Below are 22,900 nucleotides of genomic sequence, written 5' to 3'. Positions count from 1 at the left end.
GGAGGAGCAATGAGCGATGATTTAAGGGTGGAAATAGATAAGCAGAATTCGGCGGTATGGGCCTTCCCTGCATACGGGTCTGTAGACAATGTCAGGAACATAAGAATATCTCGCGGTAGGGATTCAGAACGCGCGGAGTTTACTCCGGGCAGTGCGGCGATTGATATTGATATTGACCGCGATGACATTTCATATGTTTTAAACTATGACGATTCGGATTATGTCAACGGATTCTCTAGGGCTTGCCTGGATTACTTGCATGAAGATGAAAAGTCATTGACAATCTTCCCTGAAGTTGACATGACTTTTGTCGGCCCTACTGGGATAGGTCGAGTCGAATTTGATCAGTCATATGACACTCATATCATGGATTGGCGATTAGGGCCGGACCTCGAATACTGCGCAAAGGTCACGCCACATAAACAATATGTTGCGAGCATGGCTGTCCAAGAGATTACCGCACATGACTCGAACTATCCTATGATCGGTAAAATCTATTGGCTTACAAAGTCGGGTGGATTCATCAGCTCTGACGAATTCCATAACGACTTTGTCATCAACCCGACTACGGAACAAAGGGTTCATGGGATTGTTCAGGCACCGGCAAATGCTGCTTATGCCTCTATCGGCTCTGACATATTTGTTCCACTCTCAGGTTTTGTGAAGACAATAAGGTTTTCCAAGTTCATGCTTCACGCTTATGATGAGGCATATGAACTTGCCAATGGAACAGCATTGAAGCCGTTTGCGGTTGACGACTTGTATTCACGTGCGCCAGATGCCGCTACACCGGTACGTGTGGCATTGCCGGGTAACCAGTTCAAAATCAAGGATTATCCACAGAACACCATCGGCTCTGACACTGTCCTACGTGATCAGGCTAGCTTGATTAGAGCGCCGGGAATATACAACATGGATACATTTACCACTGCGACGATTCCTAATCACATGTTTGATGTGCGAATCAATCCCTCGGTTATTACTACCGAGTCGATCAATGGTGCTCAATGTATAAGAGTGCAAACAGAAGTGGCAGGATCGGGAACACATGCGCTGTACTTCGGTGCATCGGGAACGCACTTCAATATTCCCGTTGAGCCCGGCTTTACCTATAACTTTTCTGTCTACATAAGGAATAGGATTGCTACAGCATCCACTGTCAACATGCTAGTCAGGGACGAGTTTTCAGTAACCACGACTATATGGACAACGGTAATTGCCGCAAGCGCCGGGTGGACAAAGTATTCAGGAACGTGGACAGCGCCGACGAATGTTTATGGAGCAATGGTCATTATGACATTCGGTGCTGCTGGATATGATTTGTCTATGGACGCCTTTGCTGTTCACCAAACATCAGGAACGGAGGATGTAAGAGAATATAATCAGTTCGAGCGCTTGGGAACATTGGAAGATATCGACCACCTGGCATTGAAGAACATTACTTCAGTGGGTAGTGGTGCGACTGTTGTTCACAAGACGGATAATACAGCCGGTGCGCCGTCGGGTATGAGATTCGCAAGTGTCACGAAAGCAACCACCTTCACGTCAAGCAGTTGGATTCTTAGTAGGAGTACATCGCTATATCCCTTATGGGTTGAATCGGGAAGGGTGTTCAGATTCTCGATAATGGCTAAGCGTGCCAATGCTTCAGCTACAAATATTCAGCTCGCATACAAGTACAACCATGAGTTGATAACGGCGGGTTATACCGCATTTACTCCGGTGGTTATATCAGAAGATTGGGCGGAATACACTTGGGACCTTGATGTTCCTGACGATGCAACCGCCATTGCGCTATCTCTCAGAGTGCAGGGGTCTAGCTCTGACATCTGTGTTGTCTACATAGATGACATCACTTTTGGACGTGTTCCGGTTGGATTGAATGCCGTATCTACGGTAGATGAATCGACGCTCACACGAACAACGGTTTATGACGTTGAAGTGCCTGAGGATAACTCAAGTATTTACCTGTCATATGGCAATGATCAGACGAATGATGTTCGTAGGGTCTTCAGGTGGCAGCACTCGGGAAGAACTAGAACTAGATACTTGGCTGACATCACCTATGCCGGATATGACTTACCGATTGGCACTGAGGTACAGGGTGTATGGATTGGAAGCAATGGCCGTGACACGTCAGTAGACAGTGACTCGGTATTGAATATCTTTTCCGCACGTGGATACAAAGGCTTGATAGCTTGGGATACCGCTATCACACTCGACATGCCTAATGCGCCAGGTGAGACCATCTCGATTGACATGCTTGCTCCGGATGTTCCTTGGCGTGCGTGGACATTCGCACTGGTCTTCACCTTTCCGGATCATGGTTCATATCAGATTGGATATACCTTCTCTGATGAATACATAGGTCCGGATGGTTACGAACTTGAGCCGGGTGAATATGAGAATGTCAGGTTCACCGGTCGAGTGGATAAGCGCAATGATGATTATAGAAGTATGGCGATAGATGATATGCGTTTCTACTCAATCAATCTTGATTGCTACGACAATCTAGGAGTATTAGCTAGGGCGACATTGGAAACGCCGATGCGTGCTGCTGTATTGAAAGATGACCCGCTTGTTTATCTTCCGCTTAACGACGATGTTATTTCGGACTATGCAGGTCGAATCGCTACGGAACCTGAGATTTACACTCGTGGCACTCCTGATGGTTGGGGTGCAGAGTATGACTCGGGTGTGACATTAGCCGGACTATCAGACAATGAAGGTGGTTCTTATAAGTTCACACCATCGGGAAGTATTTATTCTGGTCAGATAATCAGATTGAAAGACAGCGCAATCAATCCGAGTCCTGGACGTGGCTTTTCAATCGGTGCTTGGTTCAAGCATTCGGAAGTCATATCGTCAGGTTCTGCCGAAATAATCTTCGGACAACTGGACAGCAAACTAAACTCATTAAGGGGTGCCTTTGCTCGACTGACCTCGGGAGGATTTGAAGCAGGTATTTGGAGCTATGGAATTTACACAAATCCCTCTGACTTGGATACGGATGATCAGCCGCACTACATAGTAATAACCACTGATGGTGAGAATACCCGGATTTACCTTGATGGCTCATTGGTCGAAAGCTTCAGCTTGTTTGACTGGTCTTTTGACGAGACTCATATAGGTGGTTTATACAAAGCCGGACAGTTCAACATGAATATAAACGGGGGTGTCCAGTATCCGTTCAATGGTCACATAGGGCACTTTGAGATGTTCGACTATCAACTATCAGACAGTCAGATATTGGAACATTGGCGCTCAGGTAGTGGATTACGTAGCCGGGAAAGTGAGAAGCTAAGAATTGAACATATCCTTGACCTTGCTCACCAGCCGGGTATACCTCCTATTGTCAGAACAAGAGACGGCAATACCCCTGAATCTTTGCATAGGTTACAAACTCCTTCATGGTCAGGGGGTGTTACACCCATTGAATTGTTGGGTGATGTTGCCACAACTATTAGCGGTCAGATATTCGCCGGTAATGATGGTCAGATGATCTATGAGAACAAGGAACAGAGATTCAATAACGGCGGCGATAGTAACCAATCATGGTCGATAGGTGTTGGTCAGGACATACAGCCTGAGACGGATGAAGGATTAAAGGGTGGTCCCGATGCCACCAAGATAATCAATGAGGCAATCATTCAGTCTGTTCATGTTGATGAGCTTGACGATGGAATGCCTACCCGTAGGGCTGTTAATGCAGACTCACTCAATCAGTACGGTAGGTATACTTACAGCGCGACATTTATTTCAGCTGATCCGGACGTCAGCCGTTACACAGCTCAATGGTTGGTTGCAACCAATGGCAAACCTTACCCGAGGTTTGATCAATTGATATTCAACTATACGGCCAACGATGCTACGGCAGAGTTTTGCAAGGCAGTAAGAATCTCGGATCATCTTCATGGTTCGCTAGCTCTTGAGAACGGCCTAGTTGCCGGGGAACTAAGCGGGTTTGTGGAGTATATCGAAGAGAGTATAAGTATCAACGGTGCAAAGCTCGAATGGACTACAGCCATTGAGGTTTCACCAGCACAGAATCAAACGGTATGGAAGTTGGAAGATCCGACTCACGGTGCCCTTGATTCAGGGAATAGATTAGCCTATTAGAAAGGATTGATTAACATAGCAACAGTACCATTTATGGACGATTGGGAATCCGGGGAGAAACCAACCGCAGAAAAGATGAACGCCAACATCAGGGATGTGGGCAACTTCCATAAGAATAAACCCACTGCCAAGGTTAGTAGAAAGCTGACTGCTCAGACATTAACCACCAATACAACTATCGTATTTGACCAAGTGAACGTTGATAATGACGACATGGTTGATCTAGGAGTAAGTACAACTCAGATAACAATCCGTACAGCGGGATATTATCTAGTGGTTGGTACATTGATTTGGGCAGAGCCTGCCGCCGGATTAGGATATTACCGACAAGGAAAGATTCTTAAGAATGGCGCGTTGGTTACCAATGATATTCGAGGTCCGATAGGTAACTCGACTGCTCAAGGATTAACCTTTGCCGCTCTACCTTATTGTAACGTCGGTGATTTGCTGACGCTACATATGTTGCATAACGCAACAACATCTTTGACATCTCTAATATCGGATGTGGACGGATGCTGTTCATTGCTTGCCACATGGAACAACGGATAATACTTTCATTGGTTCCTCCGATGAAACATAAGACCCCCGATAGATCAAAGGTTTACACCTAAGACTATCGGGGGTCTTTTTTGTTTACTTGTTTGTGTCTCACTTCTTTGGTTCGGGTTTCACTTCTTTGGGTGGGTTACATTTGATGCAACCCGGACATTGCCGAATGCTCATCCATCCTTCTACCGCATAAGCTTCAGAGCCACTACTTACATGGATAACCTTGCCGCTGCCATCGCAAGCCATCTAGCTATTAACTTCCCTTCGGTGATAGTTGGCGCTCTTGTGTCGCATGAATCTAAGGGGGCGACGGTTCTTAATTCGTTCCCAAAATAAGACGCCGAGAACAAAGATTGCAGACAGTATGGCAAGGCAAGTGGCTATGAACACTTGGGTAGGCATAGTTACTTGGACTTCCTTTGGGCGGGAAGGTTGCGACCTTCCATCAAATCTTTCAGCTCTAGCCAATATTCGGCCATGCCTTGTGCATCATGAATCTCAGGCATACCGATAGGTTGAGTGGTTTCATTGCCGTTGGACAGCAACCAAGGACACTTAGCTTTCGGGGTAGCTCGCAAGGTCCAACGTCGGTTGTTCCACTCAACCCAATAGGTTTCACGGTCACGACATGACCACTGCAAGCGCGGTTGTGGCGTCACCTCTGTACTCCATTGATGGGGGAAGTTGGGTAGCCACACCCACCCGGTATCAAGGGGGAAGTACCGAGCAGGTGCGACCTACCTCTATTCCAACCTCCGCACCAGGGGTTTAGGCTGATCAGCGCGTCTGCAAGCGTCTGCAATCAGAGGTGATCAGTGGAGCTACCCGAGAGGTTGAGGACAGCCCGCGTGGCTGCTGGTCTCTCGCTGTCCGCGATGAGCACCAGGACCAACTACAGCAAGGCACACCTAGGTCAACTTGAGACAGGGGTCAGGGCAGTAAGGCCCGAACACGTGAAGGCGTACGAAGATGCCCTAGGCGTGTCTCTGGCGTTCGAACGTACGTCGGTGGGGTCACCAGACGTAGAGCTGCTGTCTCAAGCCACAGACGTCATTACAGCCGTTGGTCTGCGGCATGGTGGTCAAGCGTCGGTGCCGATGGCTCAAGCTCAATGGACGTGGGCTAGCTCGCTGCTCAAGCAGACGATGCCGGACAGCACCCGTCTAGCTATGTCATGGCAGGCAGGCAGGCTTGCCGATCGGTTGGCATGGTCCCTGTCAGAGTCGGGACGTGGGAAGCAAGCAACGGGAGCGTTCCGCACTGCTCTTGATCTCTCGGCACATGATCATGAGTTGCACGCGGTTGTGACGATTGATCTTGCAAAGTTCATGGTTGAGAGCAACGGCGCACAGAACGCCCTAGAGCTACTGCGGTCGTTGAACCCCAAGAGGGATGTTCACCAGTTCACCGCTCACGGGGTGATGGCTCACGCGCACGCTGCCCTAGGAGATTGGGAAGGAACCGTGAGGCACGTTGGCCTAGCTGACGATGCCTGGTCACGTGTGGATCTAGTCAACCTCCCAGAGGTCAACCGTCCTTACGCCTCTGGTCATGAGGCACACGCACACCGTGAGGCAGGAAGGGCGTTCCACGCTCTAGCCGTCAATGGTGTTGTGAAGGCGATTCCGCTTGCACGTCAACGACTTGAGCTAGCAGTGATGATGTTCGGTCCCGATCGGGCGAACGCTGTAGCAGCCTGCCAGCGTCGGCTAGATGATCTTCTCTAGCTAGGTATGCCCTGGTCAGCGCTACGTGACACGTTAGGTAAGATGTCCATGTTGGCGTGCAGGCAGCCCGGCTGCTCCAGCTCCGCCTGGGTCTCGCGGGTCGGCTGGAGCGCGTTGAGCGGCCTCGCCGGGGGCGTGAAGAAGCGGAACGCGTCGAAGTGCCCGCACTGCACCCGCTGCGACTCGACCACCTCGTCGGTGCCCTCACTGCCCAGGCGCAGCGGCCACGCGTTGTGCCGCACCTGCTCCGGCTGCTGCCGGTACACCATCGCCCACTCGTGCAAGCCGAAGCAGCCCAGCCGGGGCGCGCGGCCGGCGGTGGCGGTCAGCAGGCGACCGGCGAACCCGATCGTGTTGGCCCGTTCCCGCGCGAACGCCTCGACGTCCAGCGTCACGCCGTCGTCGGTGCGCCGGTAGACGGGCCACTTGAGGTAGGCGCGCGCCGCGTCGCCTTCGAGCACCACGCCGGGGCCGGGGTGCCAGCGTTCCAGCCGGGACGGGCGGTGCGAGTAGTACGAGAAGAGGAAGTCCAGCACCGGGTGCTTGCTGCCGGTGGCCTTGCGCTCGTGGTGCGGGCCGGTCCACTGCCGCACCCGGTCCGCGTGCGCGTCACGGCGCGCGGTCCACTCGGCTTCGGACAGAACGACCCCCACAACTCCTCAGGGTACTTCCCCTCGGACCAGTGCCAGCCCGAGACCGGTGCGCAGCGACACCACCTCGCGCCCTTCACGCCGGCTGACCGCCAGACCCGCCGCACGCAGCACAGCCAGGTGCTGCGACACCGCGCCGACCGTCACGCCGAGCCGGGTCGCCAGTTCCGTCACCGTGCTGGGGCGTTCCAGCTCGCACAGCAGCCGGGCACGGGTGCCGCCGACCAGGCGGGCGAGGGCGTCGTGCGTCGGCGCGTCCGACCGCTCCCACAACGAGCCGAAGCCGTGCGCCGGGTAGCACAGGCCCAGCCGGACGGGGCTGTCCCGCAGGTAGGCGTGCGGCCAGGTGAACGCCGACGGCACCAGCACCAGGTCGCGCTCGCCGATGGCGACGGTCCGGTCGGCGACCGTCAGCTCGGGGTTGCGGAACGACACTTCCGGGTGGAGTTCGGCCAGCACGGTCGGCCCACCTGCCTCGACCAGCCGCCGCCCGCGCCGCTCCACGTCGCCTTGCAGCACACCCTCCAGCCGGGGCCAGACCGGCGCGATGATCGCGTCGTGGACGGCGTGCAGGCGTTCCTGCATGGCGGCGATCGCGCTCGTCGGGTCGGCTCGCAGCCCGGGGTCGTCCACGGCCGCCGCGATCCGCTCCGGCGTGGCCCTGGCGAGCGCGTCGACCTCCACGTCGATGCCCACCGATCGCACGCCCGGTGTCGGGATCAGGAACTCCGGCACCACCGGCCGGGTCGCCAACAGGTGCAGCAGGGACGGGTCCGGACCCAGCTCCACCAGCCGTTTCTCCGCCCAGGCGATCCACCGCTGGTGGACCGGGGACAGGGTGGGGGAGGCGAGCACGCGGAGACCGGCGATCGTCTCCCACAGCGGTGAGACGGCGAAGCGGAGGGCCATTGGTTCACTCCACGCTAAAACGTCGTTCACCGCCGGCCCTTGTTGACAAGGTGTTGACCATGTCCAGGGGGTGGGTGCGGCTTCAGGCCGTCGCGGTGTCCGGTTCGGTGGCCGAAGGCCTGATGTTGTCGGTGTTGCCGTGGATCGCGGCGACGATCACCTCGGACCCGCGTCAGCTGTCGCTGGTGAACGTGGTGGGTCAGTCGCCGTGGCTGCTGTTCTCGCTGTTCGCGGGTGTGTTGATCGACCGGGTTCGGCGCAGCACGGTGCTCGCGTCGGCGTACGCGGTGCAGGGGTGCGCGGCGCTGTCGCTCGCCGTCGCGGGGGTGACGGACGCGCTGAGCCTGCCGCTGTTGGTGGTCGTGGCGTTCGTGGTCACGTCGGCGCAGGTGCTCGGTGACGGCGCGAGCGGCGCGCTCGTGCCCGAGGTGGTGGCGCCGGAGCGGCTGGCCAGGGCCAACACCAGGCTGATCCTGATCGACCGGGGCGTGGTGCAGTTCGTGGTGCCGCCGGCGGCCGGTTTCCTGGTCGCGTACGGCCTCGGCACGCCCGCGTGGGTCGCGTGCGTGGCGGCGATGGTCGCGTTCGCCCTGGTGCCAGGGTTGCGTTCGGCCCCGGCCACACCGTCCGAGAAGCACCCGTTGCGCGACATCGCCGACGGGCTGAAGTTCCTGATCGCCACGCGGCTGCTGCTGTCGATCACGGTCGCGGTGGCGGTCGGGTCGTTCGCGGCGAGCGCGGTGATGACGATGTTCGTGCTGTACGCCAAAGAGGTGCTTGGTCTCGGCGCTGTCGGCTACGGCGTGATGCTGGCGTGCTCGGCCGCCGGGTGGGTCGTGTCGTCGTTCGTGGTGGGCCGGGTCGTGGACCGGATCGGCTACGCGTGGTCGATGCGGCTCGCACAGGTCGGCATGGTGGTGCTGCAGGCGCTGATCGCCGTGCTGCCGCCGTGGGCGTGGGCGATCGGCGTGGTGTGGTTCTTGCTGTCGGGAATCGTGATGGTGTGGAACGTCTGCTCGCAGTCCAGCCGGCAGCGCTTCACCCCGCCCGCGCTGCTGGGCCGGGTCCTGACCAGCCACCGCGCGCTGGCCTGGGGCCTGACGCCGCTCGGTGCGCTGGCCGGTGGTTTCGTGGCCGCCGGGTTCGGGCTGCGGGCGGTGTGGGTGATGGCGGCGCTGATCCAGATCGGGGCCTTGGCCGTCACCTGGCACGGGTTGTCGACGCAGGCGTTCCGCGAGGCCGAGCAGACCGCCGCCGCCCGTTGACAGCGCCGCCGTCGAGAGCCTGCCGCCCGTCGACAGCCGGGGTCAGAGCTGAGCCGGGGCCGAGCCGGGGTCAGAGCGGGGGGACCAGGCCGGGGAACTTGCGGGCGCCCTTGCAGTGCGGGCATTCCCGGCCGTTGTCCACCGTCCGGGGCGCGCCGCCGATCACGGCCGACGTCGGGTTCGCGATGAACCCCGCCCCGCCGCACAGGTGGCAGATGGTGCGCGGTTCGGAGGTCACGCCGAACAGGTCGTCCTCGTCTTCGACGTCGTCTTCGTCGAATCCGTCCTCGTCGAACTCGTCGTCGTCCTCTTCCGGCTCGAAGTCGTCCTCGTCGTCTTCCTCACGCGGATCCACGTGACCAACCGTAGTCGGGTGGGACCGGCCGTGCCCCGTCGGACCGGTCCCACCCCGGCCGTCAGGGCCGCTGCCCGACCTGGTCGACCACGGCCAGCGCCTTGATGGCGTGGAAGTTCGTGCCGAGCAGTTCGTACGTGTCCTTGTCGAACACGATCACCACCGCCTGCGCCTCGGCCGACGAGCCCGGCGGCACGGGCCAGGTGATGCCGACCCCCGGCCGGCCCGCCGCGTCACGCGCGTCCGGCACCACGGACAGCCCCGGAACCCGCGCCGCCGCTTCGTACAGCGCCGCCCTGGACAGCGGCGGCAGAAGGGACTCGTTGATCAGGCCGAGCACGTCCTTGCCCCGCGCGTTGACGCTGCCCGGCTTACCGCTGGCGTTCGCGTCGAGGTACGCCAGCATGCCGTCGGCGTCCGTCGGCAGGTCCGACCGGTACGCCGGGCGCGGCTCGCACGGCTGGGTGATGCCGGGCACCAGTTCCGGCCCCTTGTCCACGGCCATCTGTCCGTCCCGGCAGCCCGGCAGCGGGATCTTCGTGCCGTCGGGCTGGTGGATCAGCCCGTCACGGGTGCCGTCGACCGACTGCCAGATCTCACGTTCGGGCCCGTCGTCCACTGCGCTGCGCGCGTACACGAACTGGTCCGGTCGGGGCGGAGTCGACGTGTCGTCACGGGCCGCTCGGGCGGCGTGGCCGAGCAGCCGCACGGGGTCCGTCACCTCGCCCGACGACGGAGCCGACGACGTAGCCGATGACTGGGCCGACGACGGCGAGGTGGCCACCGCGTTCCCCCCGGTGACCGGTTGGCCCGCCGGCATCAGCACGATGGTCGCCGCCACGGCCGCCGCCAACCCGATCGCCGACGTGCCGACCAGCGCGTACCGGGACCGCCGCTTCCGCAGCCGCACCGACCCCCGCTCGGCGATCCCCGCCATGAACGCGGCCCGCGCGGGAGCCAACGACTCCTGGTCCGGCAACGGCGTCTCGTCGCCCAGTTCGCGCACCAGCTGGAGCTCATCCATTGTTCAGCAACTCCTCGATCTCGGTGGGGTTCGAGCCGCCCAGCGCCTGCCTGACCTTGCGGCGCGCCCGGTTCAACCGGGACCGCACCGTGCCGACGGGGATCGCCAGCGCCGCCGCGACCTCCTCGTAGGCGAGCTGTTCCCACGCGACCAGCAGCAGCACGTCCCGGTCCTCGTCGGACAGCCCGCCCAGCGCGCCGGCCAGCATCGACCGCATGGCCTGCGCGGTGACCTCGGCGGCGACGCGGTCGGCGTGATCCGCCTCGGCGGCGTCGGACTGGTCCGACGAACGGGCCTGGTAGCGGCGAGCCTCCTGCCTGCGGTGCCGTCCGACGAGGTTCGTCGCGATGCCGTACAGCCAGGGCTGGGCGTCCGGTCGGGCCTGGTCGTAGCGCTCCCGCTTGTCGAACGCGGCGAGGAACGTCTCGGCCACGAGGTCGTCCGCGACCTGCGTGCCGAGCCTGCGCGCCAGGTACCGCCGGATGTGCGGCGCGTGCCGGTCGAAGATCGCGGCGAACGCGTCCGGCTCGTGCCGCGACCGGTCGATGATCTCGGCGTCGGTGGGTGTCATGGTGGCCTTTCCGGCTGTTCCCCGGTGAAGGGCGGTCACCTGCTATCCGCCGACGGGCCCGATCGGGTTCACGGTGTGAGCGGAAGTTGACCGGTGTGTGAGGACCCCTGGAGTAGCAATGACGTCCAAAGCAAATCAGGGGGAGCTAGTGGACAAGGTGAACGGAGTGCAGCCCCGGCGGCCTGTCGGCGGGGTCGATGGCCGGATCCTCACCACTCCGGTGGGGCTGGCGTTCCCTCGGAACGTCACGTTCGAGACGTGGGAGCAGGCGGGGCAGCGCATCTCCCGCATCGCGAGCTCGTCCGCGTGGTACCTGGGCGACTGGCTCGTCTTCGGCCAGGACAAGTACACCGACCGGTACCGTCGCGCGGTCGAAGCTGTGGGGCTCGACTACCAGACGTTGCGCAACTACGCGTGGATCGCGCGCAAGTTCGAGCCGTCCCGGCGTCGGCCGGGGCTGCCGTTCCAGCACCACGCGGAGGTCGCGGCGCTGCCGCCGGCCGAGCAGGACGAGTGGCTGGACCGGGCCGAGCGGGAGAGCTGGTCGCGGACCGCTCTGCGGCGGGCGTTGCGGGAGAACCGCGACCCGGGCTCGAAGGCGTACCGCGTGGTGATGCCGCGGGTGAGCGCGGGCACCGAGGCGGTGGACCGGTGGCGTCGTGCCGCGATGGCCGCCAACGCGGACTTCGAGGCGTGGATCGTGGCGGCGCTCGACCGTGCCGCCGACCACGACCTGGAGTTGGTGAGCGTGCCGCCGCTGGAGCCGTCGGCCGACGACGACCGGGATCGCGACCGCGAACTGGGCCGGGACCGGATCGGCCTGCCCGCGGTGCGGCCGGCGTCGTGAACTAGCCGATGAACCAGGAGTGAGGCGGTCAGCGCCGCCCGCCTCACTCCACCGCTACAGCTCCCGCCGGACGTGCGTCCCGTCGCGGACGGTGCCCACGTACTCCTCGACCAGGTCCTCCAACGCCACCACGCCGTGCACGACGCCGTCCGCCGACACGGCCTGCGCGAGGTGGCTCTGCGAACGCCGCAGGGACGCCACCGCGTCGTCCAGGCTCGCGTCCACCGGCACCTGCGGCAGCCCGCGCACCCTGGTCGGCGGCACCCGCGTCGACGGGTCGGCGTCCGAGAGGTCCAGCACGTCCTTGACGTGCAGGTAGCCGATCAGCCGGTCGTCCTCGCGGACCGGGAAGCGGGAGAAGCCGGTGGCCGACACGGCGGCCTCGACCTCGCCCATGGTCGGCTGCCCGGACACCGACGTGATGCGGTCCAACGGCACCAGGACGTCCGCCACGGTCCGTTCCGCGGACGACAGGGTCTTCGCCAGCCGCCGGTGCTCCGAGTCCTCCAACAGCCCTTCCTGCCGGGACTGAGCGATCAGTAGGGCCAGCTCGTCACGCGTGTACGCGGACTCCAGCTCTTCCCGAGGCGTCACGTCGACGAGCCGCAGCACCGCCGTCGCCACCACGGTGAAACCGCGCAGCAGCGGCGCGACCAGGCGGCAGAACCACAGGTGCGCGGGCACCAGCAGCAGCGCGGTGCGTTCCGGCCCGGCGATCGCCAGGTTCTTCGGCACCATCTCGCCCAGCACCGTGTGCAGCGCCACGACGATGATCAGCGCCAGCGCGAACGCCACACCGTGCCGCACCGCGTCCGGGATGCCGACGCCGTGGAACGGGGCCTCCAGCATCGCCGCCACCGCCGGTTCGCCCAGCGCGCCCAACCCCAGCGAGCACAGCGTGATGCCGAGCTGCGCGCCCGCGATCAGCAGCGGCAGCTCGCGGCCCGCCTTGATCACCGCGCGGGCCCGGATGCTGCCCTGCTCGGCCAACGCCTCCAGCCGGTCGCGCCGGGCGGTGATGATCGCGAACTCGGCGCCGACGAAGAACGCGTTGCCCGCCAACAACAGCAGGATCACCAGGACGCTCATCGCGACAACCCCGATCGGTCGGCCACCGACGGGTCCGCGGTCCGCGCCACCCGCAACTCGGCCACCCGGTGCCGGTCCATCTGCACCACGGTGATCCGCCAGTCGTCCACCCGGATCTCGTCACCCGCGTCCGGGATGCGGCCCAGCCGTGCCAGCACCAGCCCGGCCACGGTCTCGTAGTCGCCCTCGGGCATCCGGAACCCGGTCGCCTCGGCGACCTCGTCGTCCCGCAGCAGCCCGGAGACCAGCCACGCGTCGCCGCCCAGCTGTCGCACCGGCGCCGTCTCCCGCCGGTCGTGCTCGTCGCGCACGTCGCCGACGATCTCCTCGACCAGGTCCTCCAGCGTCACCAGGCCCGCCGTGCCGCCGTACTCGTCCACCACCAGCGCGGTCTGGAGGCCGGAGGCGCGCAGCCGGTCCAGCAGCGCGTCGCCCTCCAGCGTCGCCGGCACCGTCTGCACCGGCCTGGTCAGCGCCGACACCGGCGTGGTCGCCCGCTGCGACCGCGGCACCCCGAACACCTGCTTGACGTGCACGATGCCGCGCACCTGGTCCAGGTCGCCGTCGTAGACGGGGAACCGGGAGAAACCCGTCTCCCGCGCCTTCGCCACCAGGTCCAGCACGGTCGCGTCGGCGCGCAGCGACTCGACCCGCACGCGCGGCGTCATCAGCTCGTCCGCGGTGCGGTCGCCGAACCGCAGCGACCGGTCCAGCAGCGTCGCGGTGCCGGGGTCGATGGTGCCGTGCTCGGCGCTGGAGCGGATCAACGCGCCCAACTCCTGCGGCGACCGGGCCGACGCCAACTCCTCCGCCGGCTCGACGCCGAGCCGCCGCACCAACCAGTTCGCGGTGCCGTTCAACGCGGTGATCAGCCACCGGAACACGGCGGAGAACCCGGCCTGCACGCCCACGACCGCACGCGCCGTCTCCAACGGCTTCGCGATGGCCAGGTTCTTCGGCACCAGCTCGCCGAACACCATCGACAGCGCCGTGGCCAGCGCCAGCGCGAAGGTCAGCGCGATCGGCCCGGCCGCCGACACGGGCACGCCGAGACCGGTCAGCGCGGGGGAGACCAGCCGGGCGATGGTGGGTTCGGCGATGTAGCCGGTGATCAGCGTGGTGATGGTGATCGCCAGCTGCGAGCCGGAGAGCTGGAACGACAGGGAGCGGTGCGCCTTCTCGACCGTCCGCGCCTTGGCGTCGCCGACCTGGGCGACGTGCGACTCGACGGTGCTGCGCTCCAGCGCGGTCAGGGAGAACTCGGCGGCGACCGCGATGAACGTGCCGATGGTGAGGAGCACCACGGCGAGGATGCCGAGCACGCTGGAAAGGATCGTCATCGGGCCCACCGGTGGGGGGCCGGGCGGGGCTGGCAGCCGGGTATCGGACCCGGCTCGGTACTACAGCCCGGAGACTGCGCGTCGCGCACGGTGCGGGATCACTCCTCGTGAGGGGTGGTCGAAGTCGGTGCAGTTTAGAGCGTAGCCACCGGTCAGCGCAGTCCGATACCGCTGGATGTCGACGTGCTGGCGCGCAGCACGACCTCGCCCGCCACCCGGACCGTGCGGGGGCCGGCGACCACGTCGTCCAGCACCAGTCGGGCCGCCCGCTCGCCCATCTCCTCCAGCGGCAGCCGCACCGTGCTCAGCGCCGGCACCAGGTCGCGCAGGGTGGGGATGTCGTCGAACCCGGCCACCGAGACGTCCTCCGGCACCCGCAGCCCGTGCTCCCGCAGACCCGCCATCGCGCCCATCGCCATCACGTCGTTCACGGCGAACACGCAGGTCGCGCCGGTGCGCGCGGCGATCAGGCCGGCCATCGCCGCGTGACCGCCGTCGCGGGTGAAGTCACTGGCGAAGACGTTCGCGTCCGGCAGGTCCAGGCCTTCGTCGGCCAGTCCAGCCTTGAACCCGGCCAGCCGGTCGCGTGCCACCAGCAGCTGGGGCGGACCGGCCAGCACGGCGAACTTGCGGTGGCCCAGCGCGGCGAGCTGCCGGGCCAACGCCCGTGCGCCGGAGCGGTTCGCGGGCACGACGGTGTCCGTGCCGAGCTTGGCCTGGGAGACGCACGCGACCCGGCCGCCCTGCGCGGTGAACGCGGTGATCTCCTCCGCGAGCCGGCGCGACGCGTTCCGGTCGGTGGTGCGGCTGCCCGCGATCACCACGGCCCTGGCCCGGTGCGCGCGCAGGGTGTTCACCAGCTCCACCTCGCGGTCCGGGTCGCGGCCGGTGGTGCCGAGCACCACGACGAGGCCCGCGTCCTCCGCGATCCTCGTCACACCGGCGGCGATGCTGGAGAAGTAGGGGTCGGCGATGTCGTGCACGACGAGACCCACCAGCACGCTGGAGTTGCGGGCCAGCGCCTGCGCCGACGCGTTGGGCAGGTAGCCGAGCTTGCGCGCGGTGCCGAGCACCCGTTCGCGCAGCTCTTCGCTGACCTGCCGGGTGCTGCCGTTGAGCACGCGCGAAGCGGTCGCGAGCGACACGCCCGCTTGCTTCGCCACTTCCGCCAGCGTGACCTGCCGCGACGCCAACGCCGCCTCCTTCGTGTTCCTGGTCGGGCGAGACTAGCCGCCCGGGAGGTTGACGTTCGAGAGGAGCCGACCGTAGCGTGTTGGAAAGCGCTTTCCAGGGCATTGGGCCACAGACTTTCGAGTGGGGTGTACGCATGGCGGTGCGCACGATCGGCGTCGCGTTGAACGGGGTCACCGGGCGGATGGGGTATCGGCAGCACCTCGTCCGCTCGATCCTCGCCATCCGCGAGCGCGGCGGGGTCAGGGTCGGCGACGACGTGCTGGTCCCCGAGCCGCTGCTGGTGGGCCGCAACGCCGCCAAGCTGAAGGAGATCGCCGAGCGGCACGACCTGCCGCGCTGGACCACCGACCTGGACGCCGCGCTGGGCGACCCGGACGTGTCGGTCTACTTCGACGCGCAGGTCACGTCGGCGCACGTGTCGGCGTTGACGGCGGCGATCGACGCGGGCAAGCACGTCTACAGCGAGAAGCCGGTGGCGGCCACCCCCGAGGAGGTGCAGGGCCTGGCCCGGCACGCGGACGCGGCGGGCGTGAAGCACGGCGTGGTGGCCGACAAGCTGTACCTGCCGGGCATGCGGAAGCTGCGGCGGCTGCTGGACGCCGGGTTCTTCGGCCGGGTGCTGTCGGTGCGCGGCGAGTTCGGCTACTGGGTGTTCGAGGGCGACTGGCAGACCGCGCAGCGGCCGTCGTGGAACTACCGGGCGGAGGACGGCGGCGGGATCGTCGTCGACATGTTCTGCCACTGGAGCTACCTGCTGGAAGGGCTCCTCGGGCCGGTGGAGGCGGTGACCGCGCGGGCCGTCACGCACATCCCGCAGCGGTGGGACGAGAACGGCGCCCCCTACGAGGCGACGGCGGACGACGCGGCGTACGCGATCTTCGAGATGGCCGGCGGCGTGGTGGCGCAGGTGAACTCGTCGTGGACGACGCGGGTGAACCGCGACGAGCTGGTCGAGTTCCACGTGGACGGCACGCTGGGCAGCGCGGTGGCCGGGTTGCGCAACTGCAAGGTGCAGTCGCGGGCGATCACGCCCAAGCCCGTGTGGGACCCGGACGTGCCGTCGTCCATCGACTTCCGCTCGCAGTGGCAGGAAGTGCCGGACAACGAGGTCTTCGACAACGGGTTCATGGTGCAGTGGGAGGAGTTCCTGAAGCACGTCGCGGTCGACGCGCCGTTCGCGCACAACTTCCACTCCGGGGTGCGCACGGTGCGGCTGGCCGCGCTGGGCCTGGAGTCCTCCCGCACCGGTCGCCGGATCGAGGTGCCGGCATGACCTCCGTCTTGTTGCCAGGCCGGGACGGCGCGTTCCGGAAGCACCACCTGTCGGCGCCGCGCACGTGGGAGACCGGACCGTTCACGTCACGGGTGGCGTTCGCGGCGGCGCACGTGGTGGCGGACCCGTTCGCCGGCAACGGCACCGGCGCGCCCGCCGTGCTCGACTGGGACGCGACCCTCGCGTACCGGGTGCGGCTGTGGGAGCACGGTTTCGGCGTCGCCGAGGCCATGGACACCGCGCAGCGCGGCATGGGCCTGGACTGGGACACGGCGCTGGAGCTGATCCGGCGCAGTGCCGCGATCGGCGGCGGCCGGCTGTCGGCGGGCGTCGGCACGGACCACGACACCGCGGACCCGTTGACGGCGTACCGCGAGCAGTTGGCGGCCGTCGTGGAGGCGGGCGCGCAGCCGATCCTGATGTGCAGCCGGAAGCTGGCCGCCGCGGCGCGCGGGCCCGAGGACTACCAGAAGGTGTACGCGGCGCTGCTGGAGGAGACCGACCAGCCGGTGATCCTGCACTGGCTGGGCACGGCGTTCGACCCGGCGCTGGAGGGCTACTGGGGCTCGTCGGACGTCGCCACGGCCACCGGGCACTTCCTGGACCTGATCAAGGCGCACCCGGACAAGGTCGACGGGGTGAAGGTGTCGCTGCTGGACGCCTCGCACGAGGTGGGGCTGCGGCGGGCGCTGCCTGACGGCGTGCGGTGCTACACCGGTGACGACTTCAACTACCCCGAGCTGATCGCCGGGGACTCCGTCGGCCACAGCGACGCGTTGCTGGGCATCTTCGACGCCATCGCTCCGGCCGCGTCCACCGCGTTGCGGGCGTTGGACGCGGGTGACCTCGATCGGTACGACGAGGTGCTGGCGCCGACCGTCGCGTTGTCGCGGCACCTCTTCGGGGCTCCTACGTACTACTACAAGACCGGCGTGGTGTTCCTGGCCTGGCTGGGCGGGTTCCAGGACGCGTTCGCGATGGTCGGCGGGTTGCAGTCGGCCCGTGACGTGGTGCACCTCGGTGAGGCGCTGCGGCTGGCGGACCTGGCCGGGTTGCTGCCCGATCCGGACCTGGCCGCGGCTCGGTGGGGACGGCTCCTGGATGTGCTGACATGAAGCTGTCTTTGAACCAGGCCACGGTGAAGCGGGCGTCCGTGCCCGAGGTGGTCGACGTGTGCGTGCGGAACGGGATCCCGGCCGTCGGGCTGTGGCGCGACCCGGTGGCGGAGTACGGGCTGGAGCGGACGGCCGCGCTGGTGGCGTCGGCCGGGCTGGAGGTGTCGTCGCTGTGCCGCGGCGGCTTCTTCACCGGGCTGGACCAGCGGCTGGACGACAACCGGCGGGCGATCGACGAGACCGCCGCGTTGGGCGGGTCGTCGGTCCTGGTGCTGGTGCCCGGCGGCGTGCCGGACCGGGACCTCGTGGCGGCACGGGCGCGGGTCGCTTCGGCGCTGGAGGTGCTGGCGCCGTACGCGGAGGCGGCTGGGGTTCGGCTGGCGTTGGAGCCGATGCACCCGATGTTCTGCGCGGACCGGGGCGTGGTGTCGACGCTGGCGCAGGCGTTGGACCTGGCCGAGCCGTACCCGTCGTCGGTGGTCGGGGTGGTGGTCGACGCCCTGCACGTGTGGTGGGACCCGGCGTTGGCGGTCGAGGTCAAGAGGGCCGGACCGCGGATCCACTCGTACCAGGTGTGCGACTGGGTGACGCCGCTGCCCGCCGACGTGTTGCTGGGCCGTGGGTTGCCGGGTGACGGTCACATCGACCTCGTCGGGCTGACGTCGCTCGTCACGGACGCCGGGTACACCGGGTACGTCGAGGTCGAGGTGTTCAACGAGGACGTGTGGGCGCGGCCGTACGACTCCGTCGCGGCGGATCTGGTGCGGCGGCACGAATCGGGGTGGAAGCCGGTCGTGGACGGCGGCCACGACCGGCTCCCGGTTACCCCCTAGCGGGGTAGTTCCCGGCCGGCGGCCAGCAGGCGGAGCGTGCTCACGGACGGCACCAGCGCGTACAGCGCGCCGGTGGTCCGGACGAACCGGCCGCCGATGACCGGGTCGACACCCGTGGGCGCGCCCCGCTCGCCCGGCGTGAAGTCCGGGTTGCGCGCCCACGTCCGCTGGATCTGCTCGAACTGCTCTTGCAGCGACGTGCAGTGGGCCACGAAGACCAGGCCGCGCTCGTCGTCGTCGGTGGAGCCGAAGGGGATGCCCCGGCGCAGGATGCGGTGCTGCCGGGGTGTGCGGTGCGTGAACGACCTCGGGTTGGTCTTGCGGACGTGCGACGGGCACGGTGTGGTCGTGCCCGCGGGGTCGTCGGAGTAGTCGAAGTCGTTGCGGTCCTGGGCGGTCGCCAGCGGGCTGCCGTCCGGGTGCCTGCCGATGAGTTCCGGGCCGCGGTCGGCGGTCGCCACCCGCCAGCCGTGGACGTCCTGGGCGAGCCGGCGGATCACCTGGATCGAGCCGTTCGTCAGCCACGCGGCGGCGTGCGGCCGGTCCGACTCGGTCGGGTGGCCGAAGACGAACTCGCCCGCGTTCACCAGCAGCGACCCCGGCCGACCGGAGCGGTGGCCGGGCCGGCCGCGGTCCTCGTGGTGGAAGCCGCGCACGCCGGGCTGCGAGATGCCGTCCTTGTAGCCGAAGTGCTCGCGCCCGCGCCGTTCGCCCGGCAGCGTCGCGGCGTGCTGCTCGTGGACGGTGGTGACGCCCAGGAGGGTGTCGAGCACGTCCAGGTCCCGTGCGGTGCGGGCCAGGCGGTCCGGGTCGTCGGACGCGACCGTGACCACGGCGTGCACGTGCTGGTCCGTGCGCCCGAACAGCCAGTGGCCGGGTGCGGAGACGCCCGTGTCGCCGTTGGCCCGCGCCGCTTGTTCGGCGGTGTGCGGGAAATGGGCCGCCAGGTCCTGCCGAGTGGCGTCCGGGTTGATGCTGAGCCCGACCAGGCCTTCCGGCGTGAGGGAGACGTTCGCCCAGGTCGCCCTCAACCCGGCCGGGTCGCCGCCGAACAGCGTGCGGCCCAGCGAGAAGACCTCGTTGAAGTCCTCGACGTCGGCGGTGGTGTCGAGGTGGCCGAGCATGGCGGCCAACCAGGTGCGGCCCAGCTCGTAGTCGGTGAAGCGGACGAACCGGAACAGCTGGTGGTCCTTGTTGAACGCGGCCAGCACGTTGCCCTGGATCTCGTGGGACCCGCGCAGCGGTGGCCGTGCCCCCTGCCGTTCGGGGTGCAGGTGCAGCAGGTCGGTCATGGGATTCACCCCCTACACCGGAAAAGAGCGCCACGGTGCGCGCTGGGATACACCGCGCCGCGTCTTTGTGCTAAGAAGCCCGCCCCTCCGACATGTCGGAGGGGCGGGCATCGAAGTCGGTGCGGTCAGCCGCCGTTGGTCGGGCGGTACGGCTGGGCGCGGTACGTGCGCGGGGTGGTGGCGGTGATGCGGAGGACCGAGTCGTACAGCGCCCGCCCCAGGGACGCTCGGGCTCGCAGCGCCGGGTGGGTCGCGCTGTAGTTGTCCGCGTTCGCCGCCTGGTCGCCGACGAACCGGCCGGACGCGAACAGGGCGAACGTGATGATCGGCTTGCCCGCCGCGTCGAACACGATGCCGGCCTCGTTGCGACCGTCTTCGAACCAACCGGCCTTCGTCGCCACGTTCAACCGTTCCGCGGACGACAGGTTGAGCCGGATGCCGTCGGTGAACGACGTCAGCGACCGCAGCACCATCAGCAGGTGCTCCGTGGACTCCGGCGACAGCAGCTCACCGGCCGCGAGCCGGTGCAGCAGCGTGAACGTCTCCCGAGGCGTGGTGGTGCCGAGGAAGAACCGGTTCGGGTTGGCGACCGGCACGACCTGCGTGTGCACGAAGCCCTTGGACCGCAGGATCTCGTTCAGCTCCAACGCGGGCACGACCAGCCCGCACAGCCGCACCGCCGTGTTGTCCGACACCGTCAGCAGCGCCGCCAGCGCGTGCCCCACGGTGATCGAACTCGGGTACGCGCCGTCCAGCGCGAAGATCCCGTCGGTGTCCTGGATGACGATCGCCTGCGTGACGTCCACCCGCTGGTCCAGCGTGATCAGGCCCCGGTCGACCTTGTCCAGCACGGCCACCGCGACCGCGATCTTGTTCACGCTGTACGCCTCGACCACGCGGTCCGCGTCGACCTCGACGGCGGGCTTCACCACGCCGTTCGGATCGGCCACGCCGATGTACGACGACCACGTGCCGCCCGACCGCGCCGTCTGCGACGCGTACTTCCACGCGATCTTCCGCCGGGCCAGGTCGGCCGTCGTCGGGATCAGCGCGTCCCACTCCGCCTCGGTCGTCTGCGCCTGCGCCGTTCCGGCGGTCGAACCCAGCACGGCGCTCGCCGCCGCGACCGAGCCCAGCCCCAACGCGAACCTGCGATTGATGCCCATGTTCCCCCAATCAGGTGTCTACGGTGTGATGACGCCGCAACCGGCTCCGACGTTGTCACGACCCGGTGACTTGATCCAATCAGCAGTAGCCTGCGGGCATGGGAGCAGGGGTATTCCTCATCACGGGGGCTGGCCGGGGCATCGGCGCGGCGACCGCGCGACTGGCGTCCGAGGCCGGATACCGGCTGGTCCTGGCGTCACGGGACGCGTCGTCGCTGGCCGCACTCGCCGCCCGGCTCGGCGGTCCGGACCGGGTCTGGGTGGCCTCGTGCGACGTGCGGGCGTTCGACCAGGTCGCCGCTCTGGTCGGCCGGGTCGAGGAGGAGTGGGGGAGCCTCGACGTGGTGTTCGCCAACGCCGGCGCCAGTGTGGTCACCTCGTTCACCACGACCGACGGCGCGCCGCCCGCCGAGTGGAGCGACATGGTCCTGACGAACGTCTGCGGGCCCGCGTTCACCGCCCGCGCCGCGATGCCGGCGTTGATGCGCCACGGCGGCCACCTCGTGCTGACCGGCTCGGCGGCCGGGCGCGGCGTGCGGCCCGGGAACCTCTACGCGGCCACCAAGTGGGCGGTGACGGGGCTGGCGCAGGCCATCCGCGCCGAGTGCGTCGGCACGGGCGTCCGCGTCACGCTGGTCCAGCCGGGGCTGACCGACACCGGCGGCATCCCACCGTCCCGCGCGGCCGACCCGAAGCTCGCGCCGGACGACGTCGCGCGCGCCGTGATGTACGCGGTGAGCCAGCCGCCGACGGTGGACGTCAACGAGATCCTGATCCGCCCGGTGGGCCAGGACGCCTACCGGTGAGCGCACCTCACGACCGGCCGTCGGCCAGCCGTGAGCGGGGATCGGCGAACCACTCGTCGGCGAGCATCCCCAGCAGCACCATGTCGTGGTGCCGGCCGGCGGAGAACTCGTGGTCGCGCAACCGTCCCTCGACCTGGAACCCGAGCTTGCGGTGCAGGGCGAGCGACGGCTCGTTGAACGCGAACACGCCCGCCTCGCACTTGCGGTAGCGGCGTTCACAGAACATGAAGTCCAGCAGCAGACCCACCGCCTCCACCGCGTAGCCGCGCCGCTGGTGCTCGTGGCCGATGCCGATCCCGTAGCCGAACCGGCCGGCCCGCTGGTCCGCCGCGTGCGTGGACAGGGTGCCGACCAGCACGCCGTCCGCCTCGATCGCGAGGAACAGCCGGTCGCCGTCGGGTTCGGTGACCGCCTGCTTGGCGGTCCACTCGCGGTGGGCGGCGGCGGACCGCGGCGGGTCGATCCGGTCCACCGCGCGCATGTCCTCGGAATGCTCGGTGAACCGCATGAACGCCTGCCAGTCGTCCGGCTCGACGCCGCGCAACCTCACCCGGGACCCCACCCAGACCGATGTCATGGTGCGAGGTAAGCAGAACCGGTCCGCTCGGCGCAGGCGGATTTCCCAGCGGTGATCGGGAAGCACCCGGCACAACACCCCACACAGCGAAGCACCGGGCACAACACCGCGCACAGCACTGCGCCACCGGTTGCCGGATGCGTGACCCGGCCGCCGGTGGCGCAGAGGTGATGGAACCGGTGGCGGACACCGTGGGGAG

Annotated in this window: 19 protein-coding genes and 1 pseudogene; 9 read left to right on the top strand and 11 right to left on the bottom strand. The window is 65.7% G+C overall.

Annotated features, from left to right (window positions below):
* Positions 1 to 9: 9 nt before the first annotated feature.
* The 3 genes from F4560_RS21715 (at position 10) to F4560_RS21705 (ending at position 6,395) form a co-directional block, all read left to right on the top strand.
* Positions 10 to 4,119, top strand: coding sequence for a carbohydrate binding domain-containing protein (locus F4560_RS21715; RefSeq protein WP_184922639.1), 4,110 nt, complete (start codon positions 10 to 12; stop codon positions 4,117 to 4,119).
* Positions 4,120 to 4,152: 33 nt separating this feature from the next.
* Positions 4,153 to 4,668 (top strand): hypothetical protein, encoded by a 516-nt coding sequence (locus F4560_RS21710; RefSeq protein WP_184922637.1) that lies wholly within the window; start codon positions 4,153 to 4,155, stop codon positions 4,666 to 4,668.
* An 815-nt stretch (positions 4,669 to 5,483) separates the two neighbouring features.
* Positions 5,484 to 6,395 carry a helix-turn-helix domain-containing protein gene (locus tag F4560_RS21705; RefSeq protein ID WP_184922635.1) on the top strand — a complete coding sequence of 304 codons (912 nt, stop codon included), beginning with the start codon at positions 5,484 to 5,486 and terminating at the stop codon, positions 6,393 to 6,395.
* A 41-nt stretch (positions 6,396 to 6,436) separates the two neighbouring features.
* Here F4560_RS21705 and F4560_RS21700 read toward each other — a convergent pair.
* Positions 6,437 to 7,048, bottom strand: a pseudogene (locus F4560_RS21700) (3-methyladenine DNA glycosylase); the annotation flags it as partial.
* 6 nt (positions 7,049 to 7,054) lie between these two features.
* Positions 7,055 to 7,954: an ArsR/SmtB family transcription factor gene (locus tag F4560_RS21695; RefSeq protein WP_184922633.1), complete on the bottom strand. Its 900-nt coding sequence runs from the start codon at positions 7,952 to 7,954 to the stop codon at positions 7,055 to 7,057.
* Between the two features lie 59 nt (positions 7,955 to 8,013).
* Here F4560_RS21695 and F4560_RS21690 point away from each other — a divergent pair, with 59 nt between their 5' ends.
* On the top strand, positions 8,014 to 9,219 hold the full coding sequence (locus F4560_RS21690; protein WP_184922631.1) for an MFS transporter: 1,206 nt from the start codon (positions 8,014 to 8,016) through the stop codon (positions 9,217 to 9,219).
* A gap of 70 nt (positions 9,220 to 9,289) precedes the next feature.
* Here F4560_RS21690 and F4560_RS21685 read toward each other — a convergent pair whose 3' ends face one another.
* The 3 genes from F4560_RS21685 to F4560_RS21675 form a co-directional block, all read right to left on the bottom strand.
* Positions 9,290 to 9,574, bottom strand: coding sequence for a hypothetical protein (locus F4560_RS21685; protein WP_184929750.1), 285 nt, complete (start codon positions 9,572 to 9,574; stop codon positions 9,290 to 9,292).
* Positions 9,575 to 9,635: 61 nt separating this feature from the next.
* Complete coding sequence (locus F4560_RS21680) at positions 9,636 to 10,598, bottom strand: CU044_5270 family protein (RefSeq protein ID WP_184922629.1); 963 nt, start codon at positions 10,596 to 10,598, stop codon at positions 9,636 to 9,638.
* Complete coding sequence (locus tag F4560_RS21675) at positions 10,591 to 11,169, bottom strand: RNA polymerase sigma factor (protein ID WP_184922627.1); 579 nt, start codon at positions 11,167 to 11,169, stop codon at positions 10,591 to 10,593. The genes F4560_RS21680 and F4560_RS21675 overlap by 8 nt, the downstream gene beginning before the upstream one ends.
* A 166-nt stretch (positions 11,170 to 11,335) precedes the next feature.
* Between F4560_RS21675 and F4560_RS43720 the strand changes: the two genes are divergently transcribed.
* Positions 11,336 to 12,016: an LmbU family transcriptional regulator gene (locus F4560_RS43720; RefSeq protein ID WP_312869407.1), complete on the top strand. Its 681-nt coding sequence runs from the start codon at positions 11,336 to 11,338 to the stop codon at positions 12,014 to 12,016.
* Positions 12,017 to 12,070: 54 nt separating this feature from the next.
* Here F4560_RS43720 and F4560_RS21665 read toward each other — a convergent pair whose 3' ends face one another.
* The 3 genes from F4560_RS21665 to F4560_RS21655 form a co-directional block, all read right to left on the bottom strand.
* On the bottom strand, positions 12,071 to 13,105 hold the full coding sequence (locus tag F4560_RS21665; RefSeq protein ID WP_184922625.1) for a hemolysin family protein: 1,035 nt from the start codon (positions 13,103 to 13,105) through the stop codon (positions 12,071 to 12,073).
* Entirely contained in the window at positions 13,102 to 14,445 is a 1,344-nt protein-coding gene (locus tag F4560_RS21660) for a hemolysin family protein (RefSeq protein ID WP_184922622.1), read from the bottom strand. The genes F4560_RS21665 and F4560_RS21660 overlap by 4 nt, the downstream gene beginning before the upstream one ends.
* A 152-nt stretch (positions 14,446 to 14,597) precedes the next feature.
* Entirely contained in the window at positions 14,598 to 15,638 is a 1,041-nt protein-coding gene (locus tag F4560_RS21655; protein WP_184922620.1) for a LacI family DNA-binding transcriptional regulator, read from the bottom strand.
* 134 nt (positions 15,639 to 15,772) lie between these two features.
* Here F4560_RS21655 and F4560_RS21650 point away from each other — a divergent pair, with 134 nt between their 5' ends.
* From F4560_RS21650 to F4560_RS21640, 3 genes are read left to right on the top strand one after another with little or no spacing between them, the layout of a single operon-like run.
* Entirely contained in the window at positions 15,773 to 16,912 is a 1,140-nt protein-coding gene (locus tag F4560_RS21650) for a Gfo/Idh/MocA family protein (RefSeq protein WP_184922618.1), read from the top strand.
* Positions 16,909 to 18,027, top strand: a complete 1,119-nt coding sequence (locus tag F4560_RS21645; protein WP_184922616.1) for a dihydrodipicolinate synthase family protein — start codon at positions 16,909 to 16,911, stop codon at positions 18,025 to 18,027. Before F4560_RS21650 ends, F4560_RS21645 begins: the two co-directional genes overlap by 4 nt.
* Complete coding sequence (locus F4560_RS21640) at positions 18,024 to 18,860, top strand: sugar phosphate isomerase/epimerase family protein (RefSeq protein WP_184922614.1); 837 nt, start codon at positions 18,024 to 18,026, stop codon at positions 18,858 to 18,860. The genes F4560_RS21645 and F4560_RS21640 overlap by 4 nt, the downstream gene beginning before the upstream one ends.
* Here F4560_RS21640 and F4560_RS21635 read toward each other — a convergent pair.
* Together F4560_RS21635 and F4560_RS21630 are read right to left on the bottom strand one after the other, a co-directional pair.
* On the bottom strand, positions 18,857 to 20,152 hold the full coding sequence (locus F4560_RS21635; RefSeq protein ID WP_184922612.1) for a Dyp-type peroxidase: 1,296 nt from the start codon (positions 20,150 to 20,152) through the stop codon (positions 18,857 to 18,859). The two genes, F4560_RS21640 and F4560_RS21635, sit on opposite strands and share 4 nt — an antisense overlap.
* 125 nt (positions 20,153 to 20,277) lie before the next feature.
* Complete coding sequence (locus F4560_RS21630) at positions 20,278 to 21,318, bottom strand: serine hydrolase (RefSeq protein WP_184922610.1); 1,041 nt, start codon at positions 21,316 to 21,318, stop codon at positions 20,278 to 20,280.
* Positions 21,319 to 21,416: 98 nt separating this feature from the next.
* Here F4560_RS21630 and F4560_RS21625 point away from each other — a divergent pair, with 98 nt between their 5' ends.
* A complete protein-coding gene (locus tag F4560_RS21625) occupies positions 21,417 to 22,124 on the top strand; it encodes an SDR family oxidoreductase (RefSeq protein ID WP_184922608.1) in 708 nt (235 codons plus the stop codon).
* Positions 22,125 to 22,131: 7 nt separating this feature from the next.
* On the opposite strand, the gene F4560_RS21620 is transcribed toward F4560_RS21625, so the two are convergent.
* Positions 22,132 to 22,701, bottom strand: a complete 570-nt coding sequence (locus F4560_RS21620; protein ID WP_184922606.1) for a GNAT family N-acetyltransferase — start codon at positions 22,699 to 22,701, stop codon at positions 22,132 to 22,134.
* Positions 22,702 to 22,900 lie beyond the last annotated feature (199 nt).

The sequence above is a fragment of the Saccharothrix ecbatanensis genome, assembly GCF_014205015.1.
Taxonomy (GTDB): domain Bacteria; phylum Actinomycetota; class Actinomycetes; order Mycobacteriales; family Pseudonocardiaceae; genus Actinosynnema; species Actinosynnema ecbatanense.
The sequence above is the reverse complement of the archived record's forward strand: the minus strand, read 5'-3'. Positions and strand labels throughout refer to the sequence as shown.